This window comes from Snodgrassella alvi (assembly GCF_002777745.1).
In the GTDB taxonomy this organism is placed as follows: Bacteria; Pseudomonadota; Gammaproteobacteria; order Burkholderiales; family Neisseriaceae; genus Snodgrassella; species Snodgrassella alvi_D.
In genome coordinates this window covers 141,233-166,354 of sequence record NZ_MEIO01000025.1, presented here as the reverse complement: position 1 = coordinate 166,354, position 25,122 = coordinate 141,233, and the positions used below count along the sequence as shown (strand labels likewise).

General features: G+C 40.9%; 22 protein-coding genes. 15 read left to right on the top strand and 7 right to left on the bottom strand.

The features are described from left to right. Positions 1-44: 44 nt before the first annotated feature. On the top strand, positions 45-986 hold the full coding sequence (locus BHC51_RS01890) for an FAD:protein FMN transferase (RefSeq protein ID WP_218964554.1): 942 nt from the start codon (positions 45-47) through the stop codon (positions 984-986). 62 nt (positions 987-1,048) lie between these two features. On the opposite strand, the gene hisC is transcribed toward BHC51_RS01890, so the two are convergent. The 6 genes from hisC to BHC51_RS01865 form a co-directional block, all read right to left on the bottom strand. After that, the gene (gene hisC, locus BHC51_RS01885) at positions 1,049-2,110 is read right to left on the bottom strand and encodes a histidinol-phosphate transaminase (RefSeq protein WP_100153176.1); all 1,062 of its coding nucleotides are present in this window, start codon (positions 2,108-2,110) and stop codon (positions 1,049-1,051) included. A gap of 86 nt (positions 2,111-2,196) precedes the next feature. Then, the gene (locus BHC51_RS01880) at positions 2,197-3,732 is read right to left on the bottom strand and encodes a SulP family inorganic anion transporter (protein ID WP_100153175.1); all 1,536 of its coding nucleotides are present in this window, start codon (positions 3,730-3,732) and stop codon (positions 2,197-2,199) included. A 30-nt stretch (positions 3,733-3,762) separates the two neighbouring features. Continuing rightward, positions 3,763-4,950, bottom strand: a complete 1,188-nt coding sequence (locus BHC51_RS01875; protein WP_100153174.1) for a 5-(carboxyamino)imidazole ribonucleotide synthase — start codon at positions 4,948-4,950, stop codon at positions 3,763-3,765. Positions 4,951-5,070: 120 nt separating this feature from the next. After that, on the bottom strand, positions 5,071-5,205 hold the full coding sequence (locus tag BHC51_RS12995) for a hypothetical protein (RefSeq protein ID WP_257381390.1): 135 nt from the start codon (positions 5,203-5,205) through the stop codon (positions 5,071-5,073). A gap of 229 nt (positions 5,206-5,434) precedes the next feature. Beyond that, entirely contained in the window at positions 5,435-6,034 is a 600-nt protein-coding gene (locus tag BHC51_RS13235; RefSeq protein ID WP_373885676.1) for a hypothetical protein, read from the bottom strand. Between the two features lie 47 nt (positions 6,035-6,081). Then, the gene (locus BHC51_RS01865) at positions 6,082-7,029 is read right to left on the bottom strand and encodes a class I SAM-dependent methyltransferase (protein ID WP_100098838.1); all 948 of its coding nucleotides are present in this window, start codon (positions 7,027-7,029) and stop codon (positions 6,082-6,084) included. A 416-nt stretch (positions 7,030-7,445) separates the two neighbouring features. On the opposite strand from BHC51_RS01865, the gene BHC51_RS01860 reads away from it, so the two are divergent. The 8 genes from BHC51_RS01860 to BHC51_RS01830 all read left to right on the top strand — a co-directional run bounded on the left by BHC51_RS01860 (position 7,446) and on the right by BHC51_RS01830 (position 17,435). After that, positions 7,446-8,768: a DEAD/DEAH box helicase gene (locus BHC51_RS01860; RefSeq protein ID WP_100153173.1), complete on the top strand. Its 1,323-nt coding sequence runs from the start codon at positions 7,446-7,448 to the stop codon at positions 8,766-8,768. Between the two features lie 291 nt (positions 8,769-9,059). Then, positions 9,060-9,200, top strand: coding sequence for a hypothetical protein (locus BHC51_RS12620; protein ID WP_180296403.1), 141 nt, complete (start codon positions 9,060-9,062; stop codon positions 9,198-9,200). A gap of 307 nt (positions 9,201-9,507) precedes the next feature. After that, a complete protein-coding gene (locus BHC51_RS01855) occupies positions 9,508-10,047 on the top strand; it encodes an RNA pyrophosphohydrolase (RefSeq protein WP_100123724.1) in 540 nt (179 codons plus the stop codon). Positions 10,048-10,175: 128 nt separating this feature from the next. Then, entirely contained in the window at positions 10,176-12,161 is a 1,986-nt protein-coding gene (locus BHC51_RS01850; RefSeq protein ID WP_100123723.1) for a DNA topoisomerase IV subunit B, read from the top strand. A gap of 700 nt (positions 12,162-12,861) precedes the next feature. After that, positions 12,862-13,224: a roadblock/LC7 domain-containing protein gene (locus BHC51_RS01845; protein ID WP_100091445.1), complete on the top strand. Its 363-nt coding sequence runs from the start codon at positions 12,862-12,864 to the stop codon at positions 13,222-13,224. Positions 13,225-13,678: 454 nt separating this feature from the next. Then, a complete protein-coding gene (locus BHC51_RS01840) occupies positions 13,679-14,182 on the top strand; it encodes a PAS domain-containing protein (RefSeq protein ID WP_257381387.1) in 504 nt (167 codons plus the stop codon). 1 nt (position 14,183) lies between these two features. Continuing rightward, positions 14,184-14,930 (top strand): PhnD/SsuA/transferrin family substrate-binding protein, encoded by a 747-nt coding sequence (locus BHC51_RS01835; RefSeq protein WP_100098834.1) that lies wholly within the window; start codon positions 14,184-14,186, stop codon positions 14,928-14,930. A gap of 1,107 nt (positions 14,931-16,037) precedes the next feature. Beyond that, positions 16,038-17,435 carry a DHA2 family efflux MFS transporter permease subunit gene (locus tag BHC51_RS01830; protein ID WP_100098833.1) on the top strand — a complete coding sequence of 466 codons (1,398 nt, stop codon included), beginning with the start codon at positions 16,038-16,040 and terminating at the stop codon, positions 17,433-17,435. Positions 17,436-17,512: 77 nt separating this feature from the next. Here the strand turns inward: BHC51_RS01830 and BHC51_RS01825 are convergent, their stop codons facing one another. Next, positions 17,513-18,907: a nucleobase:cation symporter-2 family protein gene (locus tag BHC51_RS01825; RefSeq protein WP_100098832.1), complete on the bottom strand. Its 1,395-nt coding sequence runs from the start codon at positions 18,905-18,907 to the stop codon at positions 17,513-17,515. A gap of 225 nt (positions 18,908-19,132) precedes the next feature. On the opposite strand from BHC51_RS01825, the gene dapA reads away from it, so the two are divergent. The 6 genes from dapA (at position 19,133) to BHC51_RS01790 (ending at position 25,063) form a co-directional block, all read left to right on the top strand. Continuing rightward, complete coding sequence (gene dapA / locus BHC51_RS01820; protein WP_100098831.1) at positions 19,133-20,008, top strand: 4-hydroxy-tetrahydrodipicolinate synthase; 876 nt, start codon at positions 19,133-19,135, stop codon at positions 20,006-20,008. Between the two features lie 48 nt (positions 20,009-20,056). Beyond that, complete coding sequence (gene bamC, locus BHC51_RS01815; protein WP_100153172.1) at positions 20,057-21,205, top strand: outer membrane protein assembly factor BamC; 1,149 nt, start codon at positions 20,057-20,059, stop codon at positions 21,203-21,205. A gap of 1,393 nt (positions 21,206-22,598) precedes the next feature. After that, entirely contained in the window at positions 22,599-22,838 is a 240-nt protein-coding gene (locus BHC51_RS01805) for an NGO_0222 family membrane protein (RefSeq protein WP_100098829.1), read from the top strand. Further along, positions 22,828-23,442 carry an RdgB/HAM1 family non-canonical purine NTP pyrophosphatase gene (rdgB, locus tag BHC51_RS01800; RefSeq protein ID WP_100098923.1) on the top strand — a complete coding sequence of 205 codons (615 nt, stop codon included), beginning with the start codon at positions 22,828-22,830 and terminating at the stop codon, positions 23,440-23,442. The genes BHC51_RS01805 and rdgB overlap by 11 nt, the downstream gene beginning before the upstream one ends. Beyond that, positions 23,435-24,634, top strand: coding sequence for a radical SAM family heme chaperone HemW (gene hemW / locus BHC51_RS01795; RefSeq protein ID WP_100135441.1), 1,200 nt, complete (start codon positions 23,435-23,437; stop codon positions 24,632-24,634). Before rdgB ends, hemW begins: the two co-directional genes overlap by 8 nt. A 42-nt stretch (positions 24,635-24,676) precedes the next feature. After that, entirely contained in the window at positions 24,677-25,063 is a 387-nt protein-coding gene (locus BHC51_RS01790) for a RidA family protein (protein WP_100098827.1), read from the top strand. Positions 25,064-25,122: the final 59 nt, after the last annotated feature.

The following is a 25,122-nucleotide window of genomic DNA, read 5'->3' as shown; positions in this document are numbered from 1 at the left end:
TCATCACAATGTCTGGTTCATGCTATACCTACAGCCAACAGCTCATGGGAACAACCGTTTCCCTGCAACTGTTTGTCCAAAACCTGTCAGCAGTAACTGCCGTTTTCAATACCATTCAGGCACTGGAGACACGTCTGACCGTAAATCGTGACCATTCAGAAGTGATGAGCATTAATCATGCTGCCGGCAAGCAGCCGGTAGCAGTAAGTAAACTGGTATTTGATTTAATCCGGCAGGCTAAAGCAGCCAGCTTGCTACCGAACAGCCACTTTAACGTTGCCATAGGTCCGATAGTCAAATTGTGGAAAATCGGCTTCAATGGACACAGTATTCCTCCAGCAAAAGAAATAGCACACAGATTAACTCTGACCAATCCGCATCTTATCGAGCTGGATCAGACGAATCATACAGTGTATCTCGCAAAAGCCGGCATGGAAATTGATTTAGGCGCCATTGCCAAAGGCTATATTGCCGATATTACCAGACTGGTATTAGCCCAGTATGGCATTCATCAGGCTATTATCAATTGTGGCGGCAATGTATTAACCATTGGCAGCTCACCGCTTACACCCAGACAGCAGTGGCATATCGGTTTGAAACGTCCCTTTGCCACAGCAGACACCTTACTCGGCATACTGCACGTTCAGGACAAATCTGTAGTTACTTCGGGGATCTATGAGCGTTATTTTATTCTGAATGAACAACTTTATCACCATATTATCGACCCGTTCACCGGCTATCCGCTGGATAATGAATTGCAAAGTGTGACCATCATCTCAGATAATTCATTAACAGGGGATATTTATTCAACCATTCTGTACGGATTTGGCGTAAGACAGGGGCTAAGAGAACTGGAAAAACACAAAAATATGGGTGCCATATTTGTCACAAAAGACAAAAAAATTTTCATCAAATCCAATCAGCATTTCAAATTTGAATTACTGGCAGATGATTATGAACTCAGCCAAGCATCCATAACAGAATAAAAATATACCACCCATATTAGCTGTTGTTTGCAAGCAAAACAGTAATGATAGAAATAAACTGCTTATTGTGTCAGCATTTCCTCTAGCACAGCAATCAGCCGTTGTTGTTGTTCTTCTGTTCCAACACTGATACGCAGAAAATTACTGATTCTATCTTGCAGAAAATGGCGTACTACCACACCATGCAGCCGTAAAAAAGCAGCAATCTGTGCAGCCGGTTTTCTATCATGACGTGCAAATACAAAATTAGCTTCCGAGGGCAAAACCTCAAACTTAAGCCGCTGCAACTGTTCAGTTAGCCAGATACGGTTTTCAATCACCTTAGCACAGGTAAAGCGGAAATAGTCATCATCCATAAATGCCGCAACAGCACCAGCCTGCGCTACCCGGTCAAGCGGATAAGAGTTAAAACTATTCTTAACTCGCTCCAGCCCTTCTATCAAATCAACATGCCCCATTGCCAGACCAATCCGCATTCCTGCCAAGGAACGGGATTTAGACAGCGTCTGTACCACCAGCAGATTAGGATAATCATCAATCAGCTTAACCGATGACTCACCACCGAAATCAATATAAGCCTCATCTACCAACACCACACAATCAGGATTGGCCTGCAATATCTGCTCAATCTGCATCAAGGATAAAATACAGCCAGTCGGCGCATTCGGATTCGGAAATATCACACCAGCCCGAGCATGACAATAGTCAGCAGGATCAATGGCAAAATTTTCATTCAGAGGTACACAACAGGCTTCAACATCATATAACTGGCAATATACAGGATAAAAACTATAGCTGATATCTGGCAACAATAACTGCTGTTTCCCCTGAAAAAAAGCCGCAAATGCCTGTGCCAGCACTTCATCTGAACCATTACCTACAAAAACCTGTTGTTTATGCAAACCATAGTAGTCAGCAATTGTCTGCTTTAACTTATCCGCATTCGGATCTGGATATAAACACAATTCATCATTGACTGCTTGGCGCATCGCAGTCAGAACCATAGGCGATGGCGGAAATGGATTTTCATTAGTATTCAGCTTAACCAGATTGGTTAGTTTAGGCTGTTCTCCAGGTACATAAGGCTGTAAGCATTTAGTTCTCTCACTCCAGAATTTACTCATTTCTCTCTCCCTGCTAAATCCAATAAATATTTAGCATAAAGCAATCATACCTGATCATCTGTACCAGCAACTATAAGCATAATATCCTATGCCGTCACAGGCTCACCAGTATATCTTTGATATATCAATAAAGACTCAGCATTCCGTGTACTCAACTGTTCAGGCAATAAGTAATCCAGATTCTTGGTTATCAATACCATACATGCCTGCTCACTCAGACCACACACAAATAACATTTTATTCTGCTGATGTAATTCACGAGCTAAAGCCTGCAAATGAACAAATACAGTAACATCCGTACGGCAGCCTGCACTTACATCCAGATATACTCGCTGTACATTCAATTCACTAACCAGATTGCGGCTGCGCTGTAACAACGTACTGGCATTAGCAAACAGCAAAATCTGCGGTAAAACAATGATAGCTTCCTGTGCAATAACCTGCACTTCGGGTAATAATACAGGCCAGGCATGCATACGGAGAGAATAACAGCTCATCACTATTACTCCCAGCGAAATAACCAGCCATAAACCAGCATATATACCAAACAGAATAATCAGGATAGCCGAAACACACAGCCACAACAAATCGCTCCACTGCCGATAATATAAGCGCAATTCACACCAATTGATCTGTACACATATTACATACAATGCAATAACCGCAAGCACAGGTAAAGGCACATAAGCCCACCATGACCAGCAAAAAATCAGCGCCAGCAGTAACACCATTGCCACTAGAGCACTAAGCCTAATTTTCACTGCCTGATCAGCGGCATATCCTAAACTGACTACCATACCGCCAGTCAAAGCAGCCAGTATATTGGCCAAGCCTGCCAGACCAGTACTATGCCGGGATTGATCGGGTAAATACTGACAAACCTCAACATAAATCAACAGCGCTACCGTAGCACTTAAAAAAACCAGCAATGGCCAGTCAGCATACAGCGGATTTAACAAAGATAAGAGCTGCCAGTTTTGCTGAACAGGCGTAGCAATCCCAATGAGTGAAAATGGCCATATATGACTGAGAATCCACACCAGCAGCAGTACCCATAAAGCCTTGGGCTGAGATTTAGTTCTCCACAGCATCAATATGGCAAAGGATAATCCAGCCAAAGCCACACTTGGCCAGTTCCAGCTTTGCCAATTAATCAAAAGCATCCATTGTTCCAGCCATGAACTATCATTGGCAGAAACACCAAAAATAATCGGTACCAGCATCACTATCAGAGTCAGAGTAATACCAGCTCCAATACCATGCCACACCGGACGTGCAATACATCTCAGGCAATGCTGAGGTAGCATCACAGCCAGCAATAATAACCAGATACCTGTAAACAAAGTCAGCATACTGGCCACAGCAATCCGTTCGCTAACTGCACCGGCATAATATGCTATTGAGGCCATAAGCATTAATGCTGAAAACGGTGATGGTGTCAGCAATGCTTTCTTGCGACCACAGAAAAACACACTGCACATCAATGCACACATAACGCCAGCCAACGCCATTGATACAGGTAACCCAGCAATACCAGCACACGCCAGTGCCATTGGTAATACATACCCCAGCAAAATCCAGCCGTGTGAAAACCATATCAGCGGAGACAATTTAGTGCTCATCAATTTCAAAGTATTATCCTTTTGCTCATATCAACAGGATATATTTAGCGCAGTTGAGCAAAAGTTTTGAGCATCATTTTGCAGATGAAGATGAAGAGACCGTGCCATTTGCCATGCCTGTGCAGAGTCTTCTGCCAGAACAGTAAAATGTCCCATTTTGCGACCCGGCCGCACCTGTTTTTTGCCATACAAATGTAAACAGGCGGTAGCATGATCCAGCACAGTACACCAGTCCGGTTCCCTGCCTGCCGGCCAAACATCTCCCAGAATATTGGCCATACAGCATGGCTGTAACAAATCAGTAGCCGCTGGTGGCAAACCACACATCAACCGTACCTGCTGCTGGAACTGGTCAGAAACACAGGCATCTAAAGTGTAATGGCCAGAATTATGCGGTCGGGGTGCAATTTCATTGACAACTAACTGCATTTCATTGCCCACAACAAACATCTCAACAGCCAGAACCCCTTTATAATCCATAGCGTGAGCCAATTTCAAAGCCATATATTCAGCCTGCTGCAATACAGGCTGAGGCAATCTGGCTGGTACTAACGAGTAGGCTAGAATACCATTTTCGTGTTGATTTTCTGCCGGCGGGAAACACACAGTTTGCTGCTCGTCCAGACGTGCAACAACAACAGATATTTCCGCGCGCAAATCCACCTTTTTTTCCAGCACACAACGCACCTTCTGCAATTGTGTAAATGCCGTACGCAACTCATCAACAGTGCCTACTTCTATCTGTCCCTTTCCATCATAGCCCAGAGTGGCCGTTTTCAGAATTCCGGGCAAGAACTCTTCCAGATTGCTGTTAATATCAGAATCAACACAGATGACCACAAATGGTACAGTAGCCAGTCCTGCTCTGGTAATCCAGTCTTTCTCCTGCTGCCTGTCCTGTGCAATAGCAACACAATCACCAGATGGTGATACCTCAGTATATTGTGCCAGCCACCGCATTGAATCGGCACTTACATTTTCAAATTCAGTCGTCACTGCCGCACACCCGGCCATAGTCTGCAAGGCAGCAGCATCATCAAAAGCCGCACATAAATGCACATCAGCATATTGTGCAGCAGGAGCATTCGGATCAGGATCCAAAACCGTTACCTGATAACCCATTGTTTTGGCAGCAATAACAAACATCGCACCCAGCTGCCCACCACCCAGAATACCCAACATTGCTGGAGGTAGAATACAGGAAGAAGAAAAAGACATAACGGTATACAGTAACCTTACCTAGAATTATAGAAAATATTAGCTTAAATCAAACAATCCTGCTGATATAGTCATCTGGGTCAAACCAAAGACCCTAAAATATATCAACAATTTTTTACCTTAGAAATCATACCAATAATCAAATGATTCCCCCTCAAAAATCAATGCATGCTGAACTTCACAGGTCTGACCGGAAGCCTGCACAACAGCCATAATCAAAACACGTTTAGCATGAATAAACTCAACTGCCTGCATTTTTAAATTCCAACCATGAAATCTAGCAAATTCAAAAATGATATTAGCAAACATCATATTAACATAAATAAATATATTATTACGAAAATTGCCAAAAAATTTAAAACTCTACCCAGTAAAAATAATTTTAATAGTCTCAATAAAGCATATTATTAGTAAAATCAGCTTATATTAATAAAATATAACTATGTAACTTATAAAAAATATTCATACAGATCCATTAGCAGCATTAATGAAATTGTTGACTCATCACATCACGGCAAGTCTGCAACTGCAAACGTCCTTGTGCCCCATCCACACATAAATTGCTGTTGCGATCGCGTAACTGACGACCAATTAATAGCCAGTTATTTTCCCTGTTGAGTGCACAGGAAACCGTTCCTACAACATTATTTCTTACAGCAAGGCAACGACTATTGAGCCATACCTGCCCCTGATGAAAATACATAGCCTCACTGATTTCACCACTAGAACAAGCATCAAGCCTAACTGACTGCCAATCATAAGAAATAGAGTCATTTCGCAAGCAAACGCGACTTACCGGACGTAAACTGATACTGGAAGATACTGGATAAACCGGAGGATATGGTAAAACGGTTGGGTACTGTGGATACGGCCGCACAGCCGGATAAACCGGCGTGTCCGAGTAAATCACTGTTGTACCAGCCGGTGCATTAATATGTACAGTTTTATTTATAGTAGTAGTTGATGAAACAGGTAAATCAACAATAATATCGCGTTCGCCATGACCTGAATGGTAAATTACGGCTGCATTGGCAACTGGCACAAGTAACCACAACATACCAAATACACGTATAGCAAGCTCCATATATCTCTTCCCAACCATCATCATCTCCTGCAAATAAATTTCACTGATTAACGCTTCCTGATCTCCCAGCACTGGTGAATGCGGTCATTACGAAAATCTTCCGGCACCGTTTTTCTAGAAATATTACTTACCCGATAACGCTGTTCCAGAGCAGAATTCAGCGTAAAACTGCGCAGATTATTTGAAAAAAACAAAGTTCCCTGCGCTGATAACAAGCGCATAGCACCATCTATTAATTTCTCCTGATCAGCCTGAACATCAAGAATATCCAACATTTTCTTACTATTAGAGAAACTTGGCGGATCCATTACGATCAAATCAAACTGCTTCCCTTCTTCAGCAGCTTTCTGCAAATATTGAAACACATCAGCCCGCACAAGCTGATGCACATGCATATCCAGACCATTCAGCTCAAAATTACGTCGAGCCCATTGCAAATAAGTATTAGATAAATCAACAGTTTCACTAGATAAAGCACCACCAGTGCCAGCATATACCGAAAAACTGCCCGTATACGCAAAAAGATTAAGAAAACGTTTACCTGCTGCCATAGCACCTATTTTCTGACGCGTATGACGGTGATCAAGAAATAAACCGGTATCCAGATATTTATCCAGATTCACCCAAAAAGCCCGTCCATACTCATGAATCACAAAATCCGTGCCATCAGCACCGGTTTTTTCATACTGCTCCTTACCTTTCTGACGCTGCCGTCTTTTCAAATGAATATGTTCACTGGGCAAACCAGTTACAAATACAATTGCCTCCATAACTTCTGCCAGCCATTCTTCATATTCAGACTTATGCATCAGCCAGCCAGTATCGTACTCCTGCAAATGAACATGATCCGCATAAATATCCACAGCAAAAGGATATTGCGGCACATCACGATCATACATACGCCACGCTTCCAGCCCTTGACGCTGCGCCCATTTGCGCAAATGTTTAATATTTTTGCCAAGACGGTTGGCAAACGCACCAATATCATTACTCATAAATAAAACTTTACATATCTGCCATAATCACGCTAACAGCCACATTGTAACGGAAAAAACCATCTTATACCCCAGAGTATTCTTTACCACTTCCCCATACATCTAGTTGCTTAAAAAGCCGCTATATCCTATAATAAACCAGATAATTTGAAGCCATCGTTTGCAACCTGATTAAGCGCGACGTACTCAATATCACCATTATTATGTAACGCCGCCTACCAACATCCGCAGCAATGCGTCCGTTGCTTGGTTGTCGCCGATGTATAACAAACCCAAACACACACGCTTACGACAACCAATTGCTATCTTTGTTTATTTTCCTACTTGGCTTAAGCTAGCAACAGTTTCTTATAATCTAATTTCTCCTTTAAAAACTAGATTATTACGTTTGGTTGATCGTTAACCAAAGGAAAATCATGACATTGTCTTTTTCGGATTTACACTTAGACAAACAACTTACTACCGCATTGATTGCTGCTGGCTATGAAACACCTACGCCAGTACAAATGGAATCCATTCCTGCCGTTCTGAATAATCAGGATTTAATGGTTTCTGCTCAGACTGGCTCTGGTAAAACTGCCGCATTCTTATTACCTACCCTGCAAAAATTACTAAAACGCAGTGAAAAATCAGGCAAAGGTCCTCGGGCTCTGGTTTTAACACCTACACGCGAATTAGCCCAGCAGGTAGAAAAAAATGCCCAGATTTATGGTAAAAACATGCCATGGCTGCGCACAGTAACATTAGTAGGTGGTACAGCTTTTGGCCAACAAATCCGTGCTTTATCCCGCCCGATTGACCTGATTGTTGCCACACCGGGACGATTAATGGATCACATGCGTCAGGGGCGAATTGACTTTAGCCGTCTAGAAGTACTGATTTTAGATGAAGCCGATCGTATGCTTGATATGGGCTTTATTGATGATATTGAAACCATCGTTGCCGCCACACCAGCAGAACGTCAAACCCTGTTATTTTCGGCTACATGGGATGGCATGGTTGGCAAATTGGCGCAGAAACTAACCCAGCAGCCACAGAAAATTGATATTGCCCGCGAAGAAAAACAGGGCAAAATTGATGAACAATTGCTTTATTGCGATGATATAAGACACAAAAACAGACTACTTGACCATATTTTACGCGATACCAGCATTGATCAGGCTGTAATCTTTACAGCTACCAAAGCCATGTCCGAACAACTGGCTGATGAATTGTATGAAAAAGGATTTTCAGCCAACTGCCTGCATGGCGATATGCCTCAGGGCTGGCGTAACCGCACACTGATGGATTTACGTAAAGGGCGGATTAAAATTCTGGTAGCTACAGATGTCGCTGCGCGTGGCATTGATGTACCTACCATTACCCACGTAATTAACTATGACTTGCCTAAACAGGCTGAAGACTATGTACACCGCATCGGCCGAACTGGCCGCGCTGGCCGCACAGGTCTAGCCATCACATTTGCTGAAGTAAACGAGTACATCAAAGTACATAAAATAGAACGATACCTGAATCGGAAATTGCCAGAACAAACCATCCCCGGCATGGAACCTACCCGCAAACGTTCAGGTAAAATAGCGAATAAAGGTCGTCGTTCATTCGGTAACCACAGCAAAAGCGGCAGCCGGCGTCAGAATGGTGACTTGCAACCAAACCGTACCCGCCAAAACAATCCAGCGAACCGTCAGCGCAGCAACCAGCAAAACAGACGTAATAGCAACAGCCAGCCTAAATCTTAATTTCTAATCATCATTATAGTTTCAGGCAGCTTCTGCTGCCTGAACTTTCTATAAATCGCCACTCTCTCGGCACTCAATTACCTCAACACTTAAAAGCAGACACAGATTACTGCCTTGCAAAAGTCTGCTATATCTTATATATTGTTGGTGAACAAATAAATAATTATGTTAAAAACAAAAACAGTACAGACAACTTTACCAATATATTAACTATCTAGGATCGTCTGTACACACAAGCTATAAATGACAACAGTTGGTGCACAACACCGACAAGCGAGAAAGGATTTAATTATGCAACACCGTCGTAGACTACAAATTTTTCAGGCTGCCAAACGCGCTGCTTTTTATCAGCATGCCCAGCCAGACAATAACAAAGAGCAGATTCGTGAAAACGAGAAAGCTATTCATACTCTAGAACCCATTCATTCGTAAAACTGATTAGATCAAACAAAATAAAGCCGTATCTATCAGATATGGCTTTATTTTTAGATAAATTCTATTTTGCCAGCTATTTAGCAATAAAACAGACGTAAACCTCTTGGTCATCTGATACACTAAGCCATTCTTATAATAGCAATTAACAGATCAATTCCAGTTCTGCTAACCTTAACAGATCATAAGTATTGTTCAGTAATCACACAAAGAATAACTTTGATAATAAAGCACCTCTGATTTAATCCTTACTGGTCTCATACCCTGATTTGTGCGAAAATCCAATTTATTTATCGGGCGAATTACCATGTTAGACAGAGAAGGTTATCGCCCCAATGTCGGGATAATCATCACCAACGACCGTAACGAGGTTTTTTGGGGCAAACGGGTACACGAACACTCATGGCAGTTTCCGCAGGGAGGCATCAAACCAGGCGAAAGTCCAGAGGCGGCCATGTATCGCGAACTGATGGAAGAAGTAGGCCTGCTACCACATCACGTCAAAATAATCGGGCGGACACGTGACTGGCTGCGTTATGATGTACCCACGCATTGGATTAAACGCGAATGGCGAGGTTCCTATAAAGGACAGAAACAGATATGGTATCTGCTGCGCCTAACTGGACGGGAAAGCGATGTTCAACTACGTGCCACCCATCATCCGGAATTTGATGCGTGGCGCTGGCATCAGTATTGGGCACCAGTAGACGAAGTTATTGAATTTAAACGTAGCGTCTATCTGAATGCATTGCATGAACTGTCACGATTTTTGCATGAACTGCCAAGCTGGGCTGATTTTGTTCAAACTCGCCAGAATCATGATGATGAATATTCACTGGCTGAATAAATATCGGCAATCCAATCTGTACCATATTTCCTTACTACAACATCAACCAGAAACAAATTACCGAAAAAATTATTTTTTTACGGTAATTTGTTTTATATTGGCATTGATATATCTCTAAAAATAAAACTATGAGTAAACCCATAACTTACGATGAATCCAGCGTCACCGTTCTGAAAGGTCTAGCGCCTGTCAAAGAACGTCCCGGAATGTATACCAGAACGGAAAGTCCTACCCACATCATTCAAGAGGTTATTGACAATGCAGCTGATGAAGCGCTGGGTGGCTACGCACAAAATATCGATGTTACCCTGAATCAGGATGGTTCTGTTACAGTCAGAGACAATGGCCGTGGCATTCCTACCGGATTACACCCAACAGAACAGGTACCCGTTGTTGAACTGGTATTCACCCAACTTCATGCGGGCGGTAAATTCAATAAAAAAAGTGGCGATGGAGCCTATGCCTTTTCAGGTGGCTTGCATGGTGTAGGTGTTTCTGTAACCAATGCTTTGTCCACACGTCTGGAAGTTACAGTTAAAAGATCCGGAAAAATTTACCATATCGCCTTTGCTGGTGGGGATGTTATCCAACCTTTGTCAGTGATTGGCAAATGTTCCAGTAAAGACAGTGGCACAGAAGTTCGTATCTGGCCAGACGGACACTACTTTGATAATCCACACTACAATCTAGCCGAACTTGAACGCTCTTTACGTGCCAAAGCAGTTTTATTGCCGGGAGTTAGCGTTACCCTCACCCGCTATCTCAACAACACAGATGAAGTACAAACACAAAACTGGCACTACCCTAATGGTCTGAAAAGCTATTTACTCGATTTACTCGCAGATACCCCGACCGTAACCCCAATTTTTGCTAGCGAAAATTATTTAAATACCAATCATGAAACTGATTTCAATCAGGGTGAAGGTGCTGCATATGCATTAACATGGGTAGAAGAAGGCCATGCTCCAAGTGAAAGTTATGTTAACCTGATTCCCACCGCTATAGGTGGTACTCACGAAGCTGGCCTGAAGCAGGCAGTTTTTCATGCCGTAAATAATTTTATTAACCATCACAACTTGCTTCCGCGCGGCGTAAAATTACAATCTGATGACGTTTTTTCACGAGTAGCCTTTGTCCTTTCAGCCCGACTTCTAGACCCGCAGTTTCAAGGCCAGACAAAAGACAAACTCACCAGCCGTGATGCACTCAAGCTGGTTTCTACCATGTGCGGCGATCCCTTAGAGTTGTGGTTAAATCAGAATATCGATATTGGTAAAAAAATTGCTGAACTAGCCATTCATCAAGCTCAGGCACGTATGCGCTCAGCTAAAAAAATAGAAAAGAAAAAAGGTTCAGGCGTAGCCGTTTTACCAGGTAAACTAACCGATTGCGAAAGTGAAGATATACGCGAAAATGAACTATTTCTGGTTGAAGGTGATTCTGCCGGCGGTTCAGCTAAACTTGCACGCGACAAAAACACTCAGGCAATTCTTCCTTTACGTGGTAAAGTTTTAAACAGCTTCGAAATCCATCGTGATCAATTATTCGGTAATGCCGAAATTCATGATATCTCAGTAGCCATTGGCGTAGATCCGCATGGAAAAAACGATAATCCTGACTTATCTGGCTTGCGTTATGGCAAAATTGCCATATTATCTGACGCAGACGTAGATGGCGCTCACATACAAGTACTGTTACTTACCCTATTTTACACCCATTTCCCGCGCCTGATTGAAGCCGGTCATATCTACGTAGCTCAACCTCCGCTTTTTCGTGTAGATGTTAATGCTCAGGGAAAAAACAAACCAGCACGAAAACTCTACGCTCAGGATCAGGCAGAGCTTGATAGCATTCTGGAACGGCTACAACTAGAAAAAGTAAAAGAAAATGCCTACAGTATCAGCCGGTTTAAAGGTCTGGGTGAAATGAATCCTGATCAGCTTAAAGACACTACCATGAATCCAGATACCCGCTGCCTGTTACAAGTACAGATTCCAGATGAAGCAAATAGCGAAACCCATAAAATATTTATTAAACTAATGGGTAAAGGGGAAGCAGCTTCCCGTCGCATCTGGATGGAAGCAGAAGGAGATAAAGTAGAAGCCGATATATAATTCAAACCGAAACACGCAAATTTATTCTGTTAACGTTTATAAACATCGCTTAAAACACAAGATTAGCCTAAAAGCATAATCTCCTTTATTCGACAGGTTGTTATCTGATAACAACCTGTCAAACCATCCAGCATCAACTTCATCTTTACCCAAAATTCAACCATATTTATCCAAATAAGACATATTTCATTTCCTACCCTGAATATTTCTTTAAGCCACATAATAAATAATCAACTTAATTCTTAATAAAAACAAAAATTAATTTAATAAAATTTGACATTTACATATTTTAGCAAATTTATAAACTGTTGAGATTTTTAATAAAGAATATTTGCTTAAAGAGTTGAATAGATACTAGCAAGAATCAGATAGCATAAAACCAGAAATTTATTCTCTTTGAATTTAACGATATAACTTGATCAATATCAAAAATTCTCTAATAGAGCAATTTTATCCGTCATAATCCGTTTTTTTAAATGCTATAATTAACCATTTACACAAAAAACTATATGATTAATGGAAATAGATTTCATCTTTATTCTGCACTGAAAAAGAAATAAACTAATAAAAATAAAGTATTGTAAATAATATAAAAAATATCAATAATTATAATTGATAAAATTTAATAACATTTTTTTGCAAAAAAACTCACCCCTCTCTATAATTGACACGGTTACAGTCAATTTTTAGAGGAATTTTCATGAAATATGATTTTATCGAAGGTGTGTTAAAAACCCTGAACAGTACACCTGACATTACTTCTTCAGCAGTTATTTCAACAGATGGTCTGCCAATCGCTTCTGCATTGCAAAGTGGCATGGATGAAGACCGTATTGGCGCCATGGCAGCTGCATTGCTGTCTTTGGGTAATCGTTCCGCAAAAGAAGTTCTAAAAGGTACTTTGGATAACACCATTATTCATACAGACAAAGGTTACATGTTGCTATTTCAAGCATCTGAAGCCATTCTGTTGACCATCACGACTACTCATGAAGCAAAATTAGGTTTGATTCTGTTTGAAGCTAAACGAGCATTGAAAGAACTGGCTGATCATTTTGATTAATAATCAGTATATTTAATCACAAATGTGCTACACCATTTAAATTCCCGCTCATGCAAAATTGTAATCTACTGTTTTATTGACATTTGTGTAACCAATACACAATACTGTAAAAATCTCATCAGATAGTACAGTATCGCCATTATCCCAGATTCCAGTTACTGATCTGGTTGGATCCATGTCAGAAAATCAGAAGCAAACCAAAGCTAATTTGATTGCATGAAAGGTTAGTTAAGTGTATTTAAAATTTTTTAATTAAAACATTGCACATCTTTATATTGGGGAAACACTTTCTTATCCCAATTACAGTAAACTTCAGCAGTTTTTAAGTAGCGATTAATGTATAAGATCAAAAATAAGTTAGGCTATTGTAAGATTACAAAAAAACTCTGAAATATATCTCATCAAGTACACTTATCCTTTATGAGATTAAACCAAAATTGAAGGACAAATTAATATGGATATGAGTCGTTGGATTCAGCCACAGCCAGAGGGCGATTTTTCTGAGCGCAAAATCAAACATTATCAACAAGATGCTGAATCAACTGTTTATGTAACCAATCAGGAATTCCCCTATCCTGATGGCGCCCTGATTGTATCTCGTACTGATCTTGATGGTATCATTACTCACGCAAATGATGTATTTGTTGATATCAGCGGCTGGACCCGTGATGAGGTTATTGGTGCACCACACTGCCTGCTACGTCATCCCGACATGCCAAAAGCACCTTTTGCTGATATGTGGGCTACACTGCAAAGAGGTGAACGCTGGTATGGTTATGTAAAAAATTTGCGTAAAGATGGCGGCCACTACTGGGTATATGCCACAGTAATCCCTAATTTACGTCAAGGTAAAGTAATTGGCTATAGCTCAATTCGCCGTAAACCAAGCCGTGAGCGGATCAACGAAATGACAGCAAAATACGCAGAAATGCTGAAAACCGAACAGGAAGGAAAATAATATGTTGAGTTTAATGGTTGTACCCGATTATTTACCTGATCAGTTCAGCACTTGGTATTTGCTCAACAACTACCTGCAAAAGAAAAGCGATCAGAACATTTCCTTGCTCATGCCTCCATCATTTGATGAAGTAGATGCACAGCAGCAAAAAGAAAAAGTTTCAATGCTTTTCGTTAACCCGTTTTCAGCCGGTACATACGTTCGAGAACAGGGCTATCTGCCACTGGTAAAACCAAAAAATAAATCTGATGAAATTGTTATTGTTACTGCCGCTGATTCAGACATCAATGCCATTGAAGATCTGAATGGTAATGTAGAGCTAGCACTTTCAAACAATGAAGATGCAAACTTTATTGGTTTACGCCTGTTAGAACCAGCCAATCTGAGCGATGATGAAATAGTTATCAAACGCAAAGATAACTTCCTTATGGTTGCTTCCAGCGTCATTCGCCATCAGGCTCAAGTTGGGATTGTTCAGGCAGACGTATATGAAAGCTTTAACTCCGTTACCAAAAATCAGTTGAAAGTTCTGCTGAAGAGCCGGATTAATGAAGTATCCCATGTCATGTTATATCATCCGGATGCTGCTGCACAAGCAGAGCCATTAAGAGAAATACTATGCAAAATGGCAGATGATCCAGATGGTGTAAACATCGTTAAAGCCTTGAGTCTTCCAGAAGGCTTCAGTGAATTATCAAAAGAAGATATGGAATTTATGATTGACGTTGTAGATACAATGCGTATGTAATTTCCCTAACTTCTATCTACCCGTGTAACTCTGACTAAGAATTACACGGGTTATTTTATGAAGCAAATCTTTTTTGGTAACCAAATAAAATTTGGTCAGAAAGTTTTAACTTTTACCATACCATCTCAAATTAACTGGCACTTTTGTCGAAGATACACCCTCTGTCCATATATTAATAAAAATATTAATAAAAAAGCTCAGCCAAATTTTAGAAATTTCAAATAAAACGATATTCTAAACCGAAATAACAGTAACATCTTAATCAGAACCAATATAGACATTATTCAGAATTAGTAAGCTAGCTTTATATCCTATACAGTGTAAGTAGCAAAAAATTAAAGCTATATCATCAATGAATTTATTAAATGTAATAACCATATGAGACACTACCCCTAATTTAAATTCACATTTTTCCCGCACTATTTTGAAAAAAAATATAACATTTTCTGATTAAAATAAAAATTTCATTAATAAAATTACAAAATAATTGTGAATAAAAGCTTTTTTGCAATGATATTACTCCACAAAAACAAAGAAATCTGATGGTGCAAATTATTTCTGCATTGCAAAACCAGCATTCAAGATATTTACGAATATGGATGCCGCAATGATATATATAATAGATCTCATATCATCAATAATCAAAAAGATAACAAGATTATTTTGCTTGCAGATGGTGCATGTTCTTCTCATATCAATAAATCTGACACATTTATAAATTTTATTAAGAATTAACAAATTGATCATAAAATTACGGTAAATTAATTACCAAATCAGCTAAATAATATTACTTTTAATAACAAAAAATGCAATTTCTCATCTTATAATAGTTCTTATGCATATTCTAGAATACTAGAACAATCAGAAAAAATTAAGTAAAACTGGATATTTCAGTTAATGGACTTAACTCAATATAAATTGATTTTTTCTTGTTTCCAAAGTAAAGAACACATTTAGTCTTAATCCAGAAACCATCCATATTAATATATTATTGATAACTTATATATTATACATTCCATTCAGCATACTTCTGCATTTATACTGCTGAATTAAGAACCAACATGATTCTGTTATAATGAATTGAACCATCATTAATAAATAGCAATTATGGCTACCATTAATAGCAGTAAACCATCACGCTTTTTGCCTATATTATTGGCAATAGCCATCTTTATGCAGCAGCTGGATGCAACCATACTCAACACTGCACTGCCCTCAATGGCTGCTGATCTGGGGCAATCTCCACTGAACATGCAATCGGCTATTATTGCTTATGCACTGACACTGGCCATCTTGATGCCTCTGTCTGGTTTTCTTTCCGACAAACTAGGCACACGTAAACTCTTTATGGGTTCTATGGTTATATTTGTTATTGGCTCTGTCTTATGTGCGGCCAGTAGTAACTTGGCTCTGCTAGTCTTAGCCAGAATTATTCAGGGACTGGGCGGAGCCATGCTCACACCGGTAGCCCGTTTGACAATGATGCAGGCTTACGACCGTTCCAAATTGATCACAGTCATGAATTATGCCATTATGCCAGCACTTATCGGGCCAGTACTCGGACCGATTATTGGTGGTTATCTAGTAGTATATACCAGCTGGCACTGGATTTTTCTGCTAAACGTGCCAATCGGCCTGCTGGGATTACTGGTTACCTGGTATATCATGCCCAATTTTAACCGTCCGGCAAATTATTTTGATGGTTTAGGTTTCTTTCTGTTTTCGGCATCGGCTTTCTGCATGACTCTTACCTTTGAAACCATGTCACATGCCAATAACATGCTGTTCGGTTGCATGATGGCTATAGCAGGTATTGGAGCGCTAATCGCCTATTTAGCTCATGCGCGTCAGAACAACCGTGCATTATATCCGCCACATCTAATTCTAGTACGTACTTTTCGTCTGGGGCTGGCAGGTAATCTGGTTAGCCGCCTAGGTATGAGTGCTTTACCATTATTATTACCGTTATTATTTCAAGTTGCTTTTAACTACGACGCAGTCAACTCAGGCTGGCTATTAATGCCTCTTGCTCTGGCTGCCATATTTGCCAAACCATTTCTAAAGCCATTAATGAACCACTTCGGCTATCGCAATACACTGGCGTGGAATACCCGTATTATTGGTATATTGATAATGTCATTGGCTCTTATTAGTGCCAGTACACCACAATGGCTGATCCTAATGCATTTGTGCATTCTGGGCGCATGCAATTCCTTACAATTTACCGGCATGAACACCATTACACTGGCTGACCTACGTCCCAATCAAATAAGCAGTGGTACTAGCCTAATGGCCGTTAACCAGCAACTGGCACTGAGCTTCGGCATAGCAATAGGTGCCTTACTGCTACAGAGTTTTACTCGTGCCAGTTTTATAAATCACAATATCACCACAGCTTTTCGAATCACATTTATTATTCTGGGACTATGTACCCTGCTTTCAAGCTGGATATTTGCACGCTTACACCCCACAGATGGTGAAAATTTGCTTACCAAGAAAAAATAAAAATCTTACTATCAGTTTTGATTATTCTACAAAAAAAGCTGCCTGAATTTTCAGGCAGCTTTTTTAACACATATTAATTAATGTGGAATATCATCGCTTAAATATACTGCAGGCTCACTTTTATCATGTGGCAGCAGCAGATTCAAGATAATTGCCACAATTCCGCCCATACAAATCGGGTTCTGAAACAGAATAGGTAACTGAGCAAAAACTTCCGGCTCAAATGCTACCCCTAGCCCAAGGCCTAGCGATGTAGCACAGATAACCGCTTCACGGCGGCGAATTCCGGCTGTAATGATAATACGAATACCAGCAGTCACAATCAAACCAAACATAACTACCATTGCCCCCCCGAGAACTGGACTAGGAATAGTAGTGAAAATAGCACCTACCCAAGGAAATAACCCAAGTATGATCAAAATCACTGCAATGTATTTTCCGACATGCCGCGAGGCAACACCAGTCATCTGAATGACACCATTATTCTGAGCAAATGTTGTTAATGGCAAAGAACCCAGAGCTGTAGCAATTACAGAAACCAGACCATCAGCCATTACCCCACCACGCAGACGGCTTGTATACGATGGTCCGTCTACCGGCTGATTGGAAATCATGGCCGTGGCGGTTAAATCTCCAACTGCTTCAAAGACACTTAACAGATAAATGGTGCTGGCAACGATAAATGCATGCCAGTCGAAGGCAAAACCATATTTGAATGGTATCGGTATGGTAATCAGGGGCAAGTCATGTAGATTCGAAAAATCAACAATACCCATAAAAATCGCAATCACATAACCGGATATCAGCCCTACCGCAATACCAGCCATGCGCCACCATGCATTTTTGAAGCAATTAAATAACAACACAGTAAATAGCACGAATGTAGATAATGCGAGATTTGACCAAGAACCGAAAGTTTGATTGGCCTTGGCTGGGAGACCGCCACCAAAATCGGTAATGCCTACATGAATCAGGCTCAGGCCTATCATTAAAACCACTATGCCGCTTACTGTAGGCGTGATGATTTTTTTCAGAAAAGGCAATAACCATGATGCACCAATTACTAAAAAGGCGCCTACAAAAGAGACGCCCAGTAAAGTAGAAATCATGGCATTTTCGTTCATACCGTTCTCTTTCATGCCCAGTCCAAGCGCAATCATCACGGTAACAAAAGAAAAATTAACTGATTGAATAGATAATAACCCCGAACCAATGACACCAAAACGGTGTACTTGAATATATGTACCAACACCGGAGGCAACCATGGACATAGACACCAGATAAGCAGTCATGTCCGCCGGCAGTTTCAAGGCACCGCCAACTACCAGAGCAGGTGCCACCATTGGCACAAACAGAGCAAGTAAATGAGTTAATGCACTAAGCAAACCATTTAAAACAGGAGGTTTTTCCTCCAGACCATAGACCAGATCAGAGTGTTCATCGTGTGTACGAACAGAGGAATTATCGGTCATGTCATCCTTCCTTATTTGCTTTATGCATGTGTTAAATGAATATAAAGCAGCGTATTTTAAGCGAAGCAATGACATTTAATCCAGAGCAAACTATTGAGCAATAAAATATTTAACATAATCAAACTACTTTTATCAAAATCAATCTGATAATAGGCTGATTTCCACGAAAGGAAAAAAATACGCTACAATCATCACATTTTTAGCTCACCTGTAAAGGGTAGAATTATGTTGACAGGCAGCCTAGTTGCCATCGTAACGCCTATGCATACAGATGGCAGTATTGATTATGAACAATACAAGCAGCTTATTGACTGGCACATCGAATCCGGTACCGACGCTATTGTTGCTGTTGGAACTACCGGTGAATCAGCTACACTTAGTGTTGATGAACACCTGAATGTGATTAAAACTGCTGTTGAACACGTAGCTGGACGCGTTAAAGTGATTGCAGGCACTGGTGCCAACAATACGCATGAAGCGATCTATCTGGCTCAGGAAGCACAGCAGGCTGGTGCCGATATGACATTGTCAGTAGTGCCTTACTACAACAAGCCCAATCAGGAAGGTATATACCGCCATTTCAAAACCATTGCTGAAGCTACCAGTATTCCCATGATTCTGTACAATGTACCTGGTCGTACTGTTGCCGATATGCAACCAGATACGGCTTTACGGCTAGCAGAAATCGATAATATTGTGGGGATTAAAGAAGCCACTGGTAATATTGCCCGTGCATGCTACCTGTTTAAACATGTACCTGAAAATTTTGCAGTATATTCTGGTGATGATCCCACTGCCATGGCATTCCTGTTATGCGGTGGCCATGGTGTAATCAGTGTTACAGCAAATGTTGCTCCAAAAATGTTTGCTGACATGTGTCATGCAGCCTTACGCGGGGACATCGCCGGCGCACGCACTCTGAATGACAAATTACAGCGCCTGCATGGTGACCTTTTTTGCGAACCGAGCCCGGCACCAACCAAATGGGCTTTGTCCAAATTAGGCAAAATTAACCCCGTTTGCCGCCTGCCGATTATCGAACTGTCTCCTGCCGGACAGGCCACAGTACTGGCTGCCATGCAGGAAGCTGGACTAATCTAAAGACACAAGCCAACATTGCTATAATAATGCACACAGAAAGTGGCCGATATGAATATAAGTAAAACCGTTGTTCTGACTCTGCTGGCGGCAAGCCTTGCCGCTTGTGCCAGCAAAAAAGAAAACCTGCCCAAACTGGATTATCAGTCAGACAATAAAAAAATTGTCCAACTGGATGTACCACCAGACCTGACTGACCCGAATCAGGGTAATCGTTTCAGTGCTCCGGGTAGTTCATTGATTAATGGTGCAGTACGTGCCAGCGATTTGAACAAATCTGCCAGCAAAAGCCAGACCAATGCCAATACTCAGGTACTGACACAAGTACCAGATATTCACTTTCAGCGTGATGGCAGCATTCGCTGGCTGACCATAGACAACAAACAAGCTGGTGAATTATGGCCACTACTGAAAGCATTCTGGCAAGAACAAGGTTTTACTATTGAGCGGGAAGAACCAGCCATCGGCTTAATGCAAACCAATTGGGCTGAAAACCGTGCCAAACTACCCTCAGATGCCATTCGTGGCATTTTTGAAAAAGTAGGTCTGGGCGGTATTTATTCCAGTGGTGAACGTGATATGTTTACGATCCGGCTGGAACGCAACAGCAAAGGTGGTACAGATGTATTCTTTAGCCAGAAAGGTATGAAAGAAGTTTATACCAGCAAGGATGGAGACAGCACTGCTTGGCAACCTCGGCCGAATGAACCTGAGCTCGAAGCTGCATTCCTTGCACGTTTTATGCAATATCTGGGCGCAGATATCAAACAGGTGCAGCAGCAGATAGCTGCTCAGAAGCAAAACACGAATGAAAATATACTGGCCAAGTCAGACGGTAATAGTGTTTATATGCTAGGTTCACAAGAACGCAATTGGCGCCGTGTTGCACTGGCTCTGGATCGTATTGGTCTGAATGTTATCGGTGAAAACCGGAACCAATATGTTTATCTGGTGGAAGTAGCTGCTGCTGAAGCTTCTTCAGTTTCCAATAAAAAACCCGGGCTGTTTAGCCGCATGTTTGGACGCAGCAAAAAAGTTGAGCAACAACAGCAACCGAAACAGCAGCCGCGTTTAATGGTATTGGCACAACCACTGAATGATGGTGGTACCCGTGTCAGCTTGGCTAATGAAGATGGCACACCCTATACTGGCAAAGATACCAAAAAATGGATTCAGCAACTGGATCAGCAATTGCGTTAATCTAAAAGCCTGCTTACGCAGGCTTTTTATTTTTCTGGATTTAATTACTGGCCACATACCTGATATTACATAAATATACTGCAATATCAATGATTCATAGCATAGCTACAGCAGAAAGCCATCATTATCTAATCCAGCTATGGCAATAAATATAGCAAATTGGCTGCAAATAAAATCATTGGGAACACTATTCTACCAGCCAACAATATATTTATATCTTAAATCAGATTAATTACTTTCATCCCAATAGTAACGCATCCAAACAGTCCGGTAACTGCTCATACTGCCTGACATGATGATTCATCAATGCACTGAAATCAAAAATAATTATTATAGCTATATGAAAGTAATATCTTAATTTATCCGGATTTGTTCCGGCAGATTGAATCCAGATAAAATTTAAATACTTAATTGTATAAAGCATAGCCAGAGTATTAATTAGCTTTGAGTGTTTTCAGGGCGATGTAAACAAATATTTTCTAGCCAGAATGGATTTTTCTCGGTTAATATTTTACTTCTATACTACATGCAAACTATCTAAAACCTGATATCAGATATACATGCTCGTGATGCAAATGAATAGTTTTTATTAAGCTTTAAATAATGTTATTAAATGAAGAATATGAAAAAACTGATTATTAGTTATTGTTTTCTATCAATGATAGTTATTGCAGCTCTCGTTATCGGCACCATTTTCTTTGCCAATATACGCTATCCCTTATGGTACAGTATTTGCTGTCTCATTATTGCCACAATTGGATTGGTGATAATAACACCACTTACAGTTAAGCTAATTAAATTCAGCCGAGATTTAAATTAATCTAAAGCAACTACAACCAGCAACACATTTATTCCTAAAGAATATCCCATTAAATAAAATTTTACAGTACAATAACAAACACATTAGATAACTAATATACAATATAAATTTCACTCTCAAACATAACCATGTCAATAAAAAGACTAACTATTATTAATATTTTTCTTTCAATACTATACGTAATATTTATTGGAATCGGTTTCACACTCTATCACAATGAGCGCCAGCTTTCTCCTGAAAGCTCTATATGTTTTATTATGGCCTTACTTATCATGATTATTGATTTACCGTTATATATGAAAATATGGAGAATGAAACAACAGCATAAAGAACAGACACCAGACACTACTAATAAAGATTTTACCTCTCTTGGTAAAAAATAAATTTTCGTCAGAAAAGCGCGGATATGTGTATTCAGGCAGATAATCTGTATGTTAGGTCTAATGCCTAATATCAGTAAATCATTTGTATTCTGTTTCATTTTGAACACCATAACCAGTTACAAACCATCCCAATTTAACTGATTACTATAGTCTGCATAACACTAGACCATTAATTTGTAATCATCCCAAAATGACCAAACTCAAACTTTTATTACTCACTCTGGCTTCATGTACATTAATGTTTATTGGCTGGGTGGTATTAGGCTGTTATTATTGGATACATCAACAGCATACTATTGCAATAATTTGCTGTTTACTGGCTTTTGCCAGTGCGCTGGGACAATTTGCCGCATTGGCGTTTACACTGCGTGAACGCGCCAGCCAGAAAATGTATCAAGCCTTATCCTCTAATGACGTTAATCATGAATAAAATTGTTCTTGCCAGTAATAATCAAGGTAAACTGGCTGAATTCAGCCGCCTGTTTAAATCACTAAACATAGAAATTGTACCGCAGTCAGCTTTCAATATTACCGAATGTCCTGAGCCCTATGTAACTTTTGTAGAAAATGCACTGGCTAAAGCACGGCACGCCAGCCACCACAGCGGCTTACCAGCACTGGCCGATGATTCCGGTATTTGTGCCAATGCTCTGCATGGCGCGCCCGGTGTTCATTCTGCCCGCTATGCGGGTACAGAGCCAAAATCAGATATCGCCAATAATGCCAAACTGGATGCCGAATTACGCCAAAAAAGTGATAAAAGTGTATTTTACGTATGTGTACTGGTATTGGTGCGTCATGCTGACGACCCACAACCGCTGATTGCCGAAGCAAACTGGCCGGGCTTGTGGCAGTCATCTGCTGCCGGAAATAATGGTTTCGGCTATGATCCGCATTTTTATTTACCTGAACAGCAATTAACCGCTGCACAAATGAGTCACGAAGAAAAAAATCGAATCAGCCACCGAGCACAGGCATTGAATATGCTAATAGCAAAACTTCAGCAACAATATGGCCTGAATACTGATGTCTGAAATTTCTGTTTCTCTGCAAACACCCTGGAATCAGTTTCCACTTCTTTCCTGCTTACCGCCATTATCGTTATATATCCATATCCCATGGTGTGTGCGGAAATGCCCATATTGCGATTTTAATTCACACCAGTTGAAACAGGAACTGAATGAACAGGCCTATATTGCTGCCTTACTAACCGATCTGGAAACGGAACTGCCTTATTTCTGGGGTAGGACAGTACAAACGATTTTTATCGGTGGCGGTACCCCGAGCTTGTTTTCAGCAGCTGCTTTTGAGCAATTGTTAAGTGGTATTCGTGCACGTGTCAATCTGTTGCCGGCAGCTGAAATCACGCTTGAAGCAAATCCAGGTACATTTGAACGTAACCGTTTTGCTGCTTTTGCAGCAGCAGGGATTAACCGCCTTTCAATCGGGGTACAAAGCTTTGCCAATGACAAACTGACTACGCTTGGGCGTATTCATAACCGTGACGAGGCTCTAAGTGCCATCGAATCTGGTTTAACTTTGTTTCCCAAAGTGAATATAGATTTAATGTATGCTCTACCCGGACAAACAGTCAAACAGGCAAAAGATGACATTCACACGGCTATTTCAACTGGTGTACAGCATATCAGTGCCTATCAGCTTACGCTGGAACCAAATACACCGTTTGCCCATTCTCCGCCACCACAATTACCGGACGATGACCATATCGCTGATATTGAAGATACAGTACACACAGCATTACTTCAGGCCGGATTTACTCACTACGAAACTTCAGCTTTTGCCCAGCCACAACAGGAGTGCTGGCATAATCTAAACTACTGGCAATTTGGTGACTATATCGGTATTGGTGCCGGTGCACATGGTAAAATATCCAACGCTCAGGAAATCATACGCACAACTCGCAGCCGACATCCAAAAGACTATTTACAGGCTATGCAGCAGCAACCGCAACATGCTATTACCCGTCAGCAAGTATCGGTACAGGATTTACCCTTTGAGTTTATGCTTAATGCCTTACGATTGACTGGCGGCGTGCCAAGCGCATGGTTTAGTGAACGTACCGGCCTGCCTCTGTCCGTGATACAGCATGCCATCACTCAGGCAGTTGAACGTGGTTTACTGGATGCAAATCCGCTGTATTTGCGCCCCACAAAGCTGGGACGCAGTTTTCTGAATGATTTACTGGCTTTATTTTTGAAAGCCTGATTATTCGATAATCCTTTTTCTTTAATGCAAAGGAATAGCTTCATGAGTAAAAATATTATCCATACAGATAAGGCACCGGCCGCCATCGGTGCTTATTCTCAGGCAGTACGCGCTGGTAACACCGTATACCTGTCCGGCCAGATTCCTCTGGTAGCAGAAACCATGCAAATAGTAGATGGTGGTTTTGCAGAACAGGCACATCAGGTATTTAAAAATCTTCAGGCAGTTGCGGAAGCTGCTGGCGGTAACCTGAATGATCTGGTCAAAGTAAATGCCTATCTGACCGATTTAAGCAATTTTGCTACGTTTAATGAGATTATGGCGCAATACTTTACTGCTCCATATCCTGCTCGTGCAGCCGTTGAAGTTTCTGCATTACCCAAAGGTGTACTAGTTGAAGCAGAAGGTGTTCTGGTTCTGGACAAGTAAGCAGACAAATTCAGGAACAAGCAGCCAGTGTGGCTGTTTTTCCTGATCAGCAGGAAGGA

Coding starts and splice junctions, on each gene's coding strand:
- BHC51_RS01890 (WP_218964554.1), top strand. CDS start 45: ATGGGAACAACCGTTTCCCTGCAACTGTTTGTCCAAAACCTGTCAGCA.
- hisC (WP_100153176.1), bottom strand. CDS start 2,110: ATGAGTAAATTCTGGAGTGAGAGAACTAAATGCTTACAGCCTTATGTA.
- BHC51_RS01880 (WP_100153175.1), bottom strand. CDS start 3,732: ATGAGCACTAAATTGTCTCCGCTGATATGGTTTTCACACGGCTGGATT.
- BHC51_RS01875 (WP_100153174.1), bottom strand. CDS start 4,950: ATGTCTTTTTCTTCTTCCTGTATTCTACCTCCAGCAATGTTGGGTATT.
- BHC51_RS12995 (WP_257381390.1), bottom strand. CDS start 5,205: ATGCAGGCAGTTGAGTTTATTCATGCTAAACGTGTTTTGATTATGGCT.
- BHC51_RS13235 (WP_373885676.1), bottom strand. CDS start 6,034: ATGGAGCTTGCTATACGTGTATTTGGTATGTTGTGGTTACTTGTGCCA.
- BHC51_RS01865 (WP_100098838.1), bottom strand. CDS start 7,029: ATGAGTAATGATATTGGTGCGTTTGCCAACCGTCTTGGCAAAAATATT.
- BHC51_RS01860 (WP_100153173.1), top strand. CDS start 7,446: ATGACATTGTCTTTTTCGGATTTACACTTAGACAAACAACTTACTACC.
- BHC51_RS12620 (WP_180296403.1), top strand. CDS start 9,060: ATGCAACACCGTCGTAGACTACAAATTTTTCAGGCTGCCAAACGCGCT.
- BHC51_RS01855 (WP_100123724.1), top strand. CDS start 9,508: ATGTTAGACAGAGAAGGTTATCGCCCCAATGTCGGGATAATCATCACC.
- BHC51_RS01850 (WP_100123723.1), top strand. CDS start 10,176: ATGAGTAAACCCATAACTTACGATGAATCCAGCGTCACCGTTCTGAAA.
- BHC51_RS01845 (WP_100091445.1), top strand. CDS start 12,862: ATGAAATATGATTTTATCGAAGGTGTGTTAAAAACCCTGAACAGTACA.
- BHC51_RS01840 (WP_257381387.1), top strand. CDS start 13,679: ATGGATATGAGTCGTTGGATTCAGCCACAGCCAGAGGGCGATTTTTCT.
- BHC51_RS01835 (WP_100098834.1), top strand. CDS start 14,184: ATGTTGAGTTTAATGGTTGTACCCGATTATTTACCTGATCAGTTCAGC.
- BHC51_RS01830 (WP_100098833.1), top strand. CDS start 16,038: ATGGCTACCATTAATAGCAGTAAACCATCACGCTTTTTGCCTATATTA.
- BHC51_RS01825 (WP_100098832.1), bottom strand. CDS start 18,907: ATGACCGATAATTCCTCTGTTCGTACACACGATGAACACTCTGATCTG.
- dapA (WP_100098831.1), top strand. CDS start 19,133: ATGTTGACAGGCAGCCTAGTTGCCATCGTAACGCCTATGCATACAGAT.
- bamC (WP_100153172.1), top strand. CDS start 20,057: ATGAATATAAGTAAAACCGTTGTTCTGACTCTGCTGGCGGCAAGCCTT.
- BHC51_RS01805 (WP_100098829.1), top strand. CDS start 22,599: ATGACCAAACTCAAACTTTTATTACTCACTCTGGCTTCATGTACATTA.
- hemW (WP_100135441.1), top strand. CDS start 23,435: ATGTCTGAAATTTCTGTTTCTCTGCAAACACCCTGGAATCAGTTTCCA.
- BHC51_RS01790 (WP_100098827.1), top strand. CDS start 24,677: ATGAGTAAAAATATTATCCATACAGATAAGGCACCGGCCGCCATCGGT.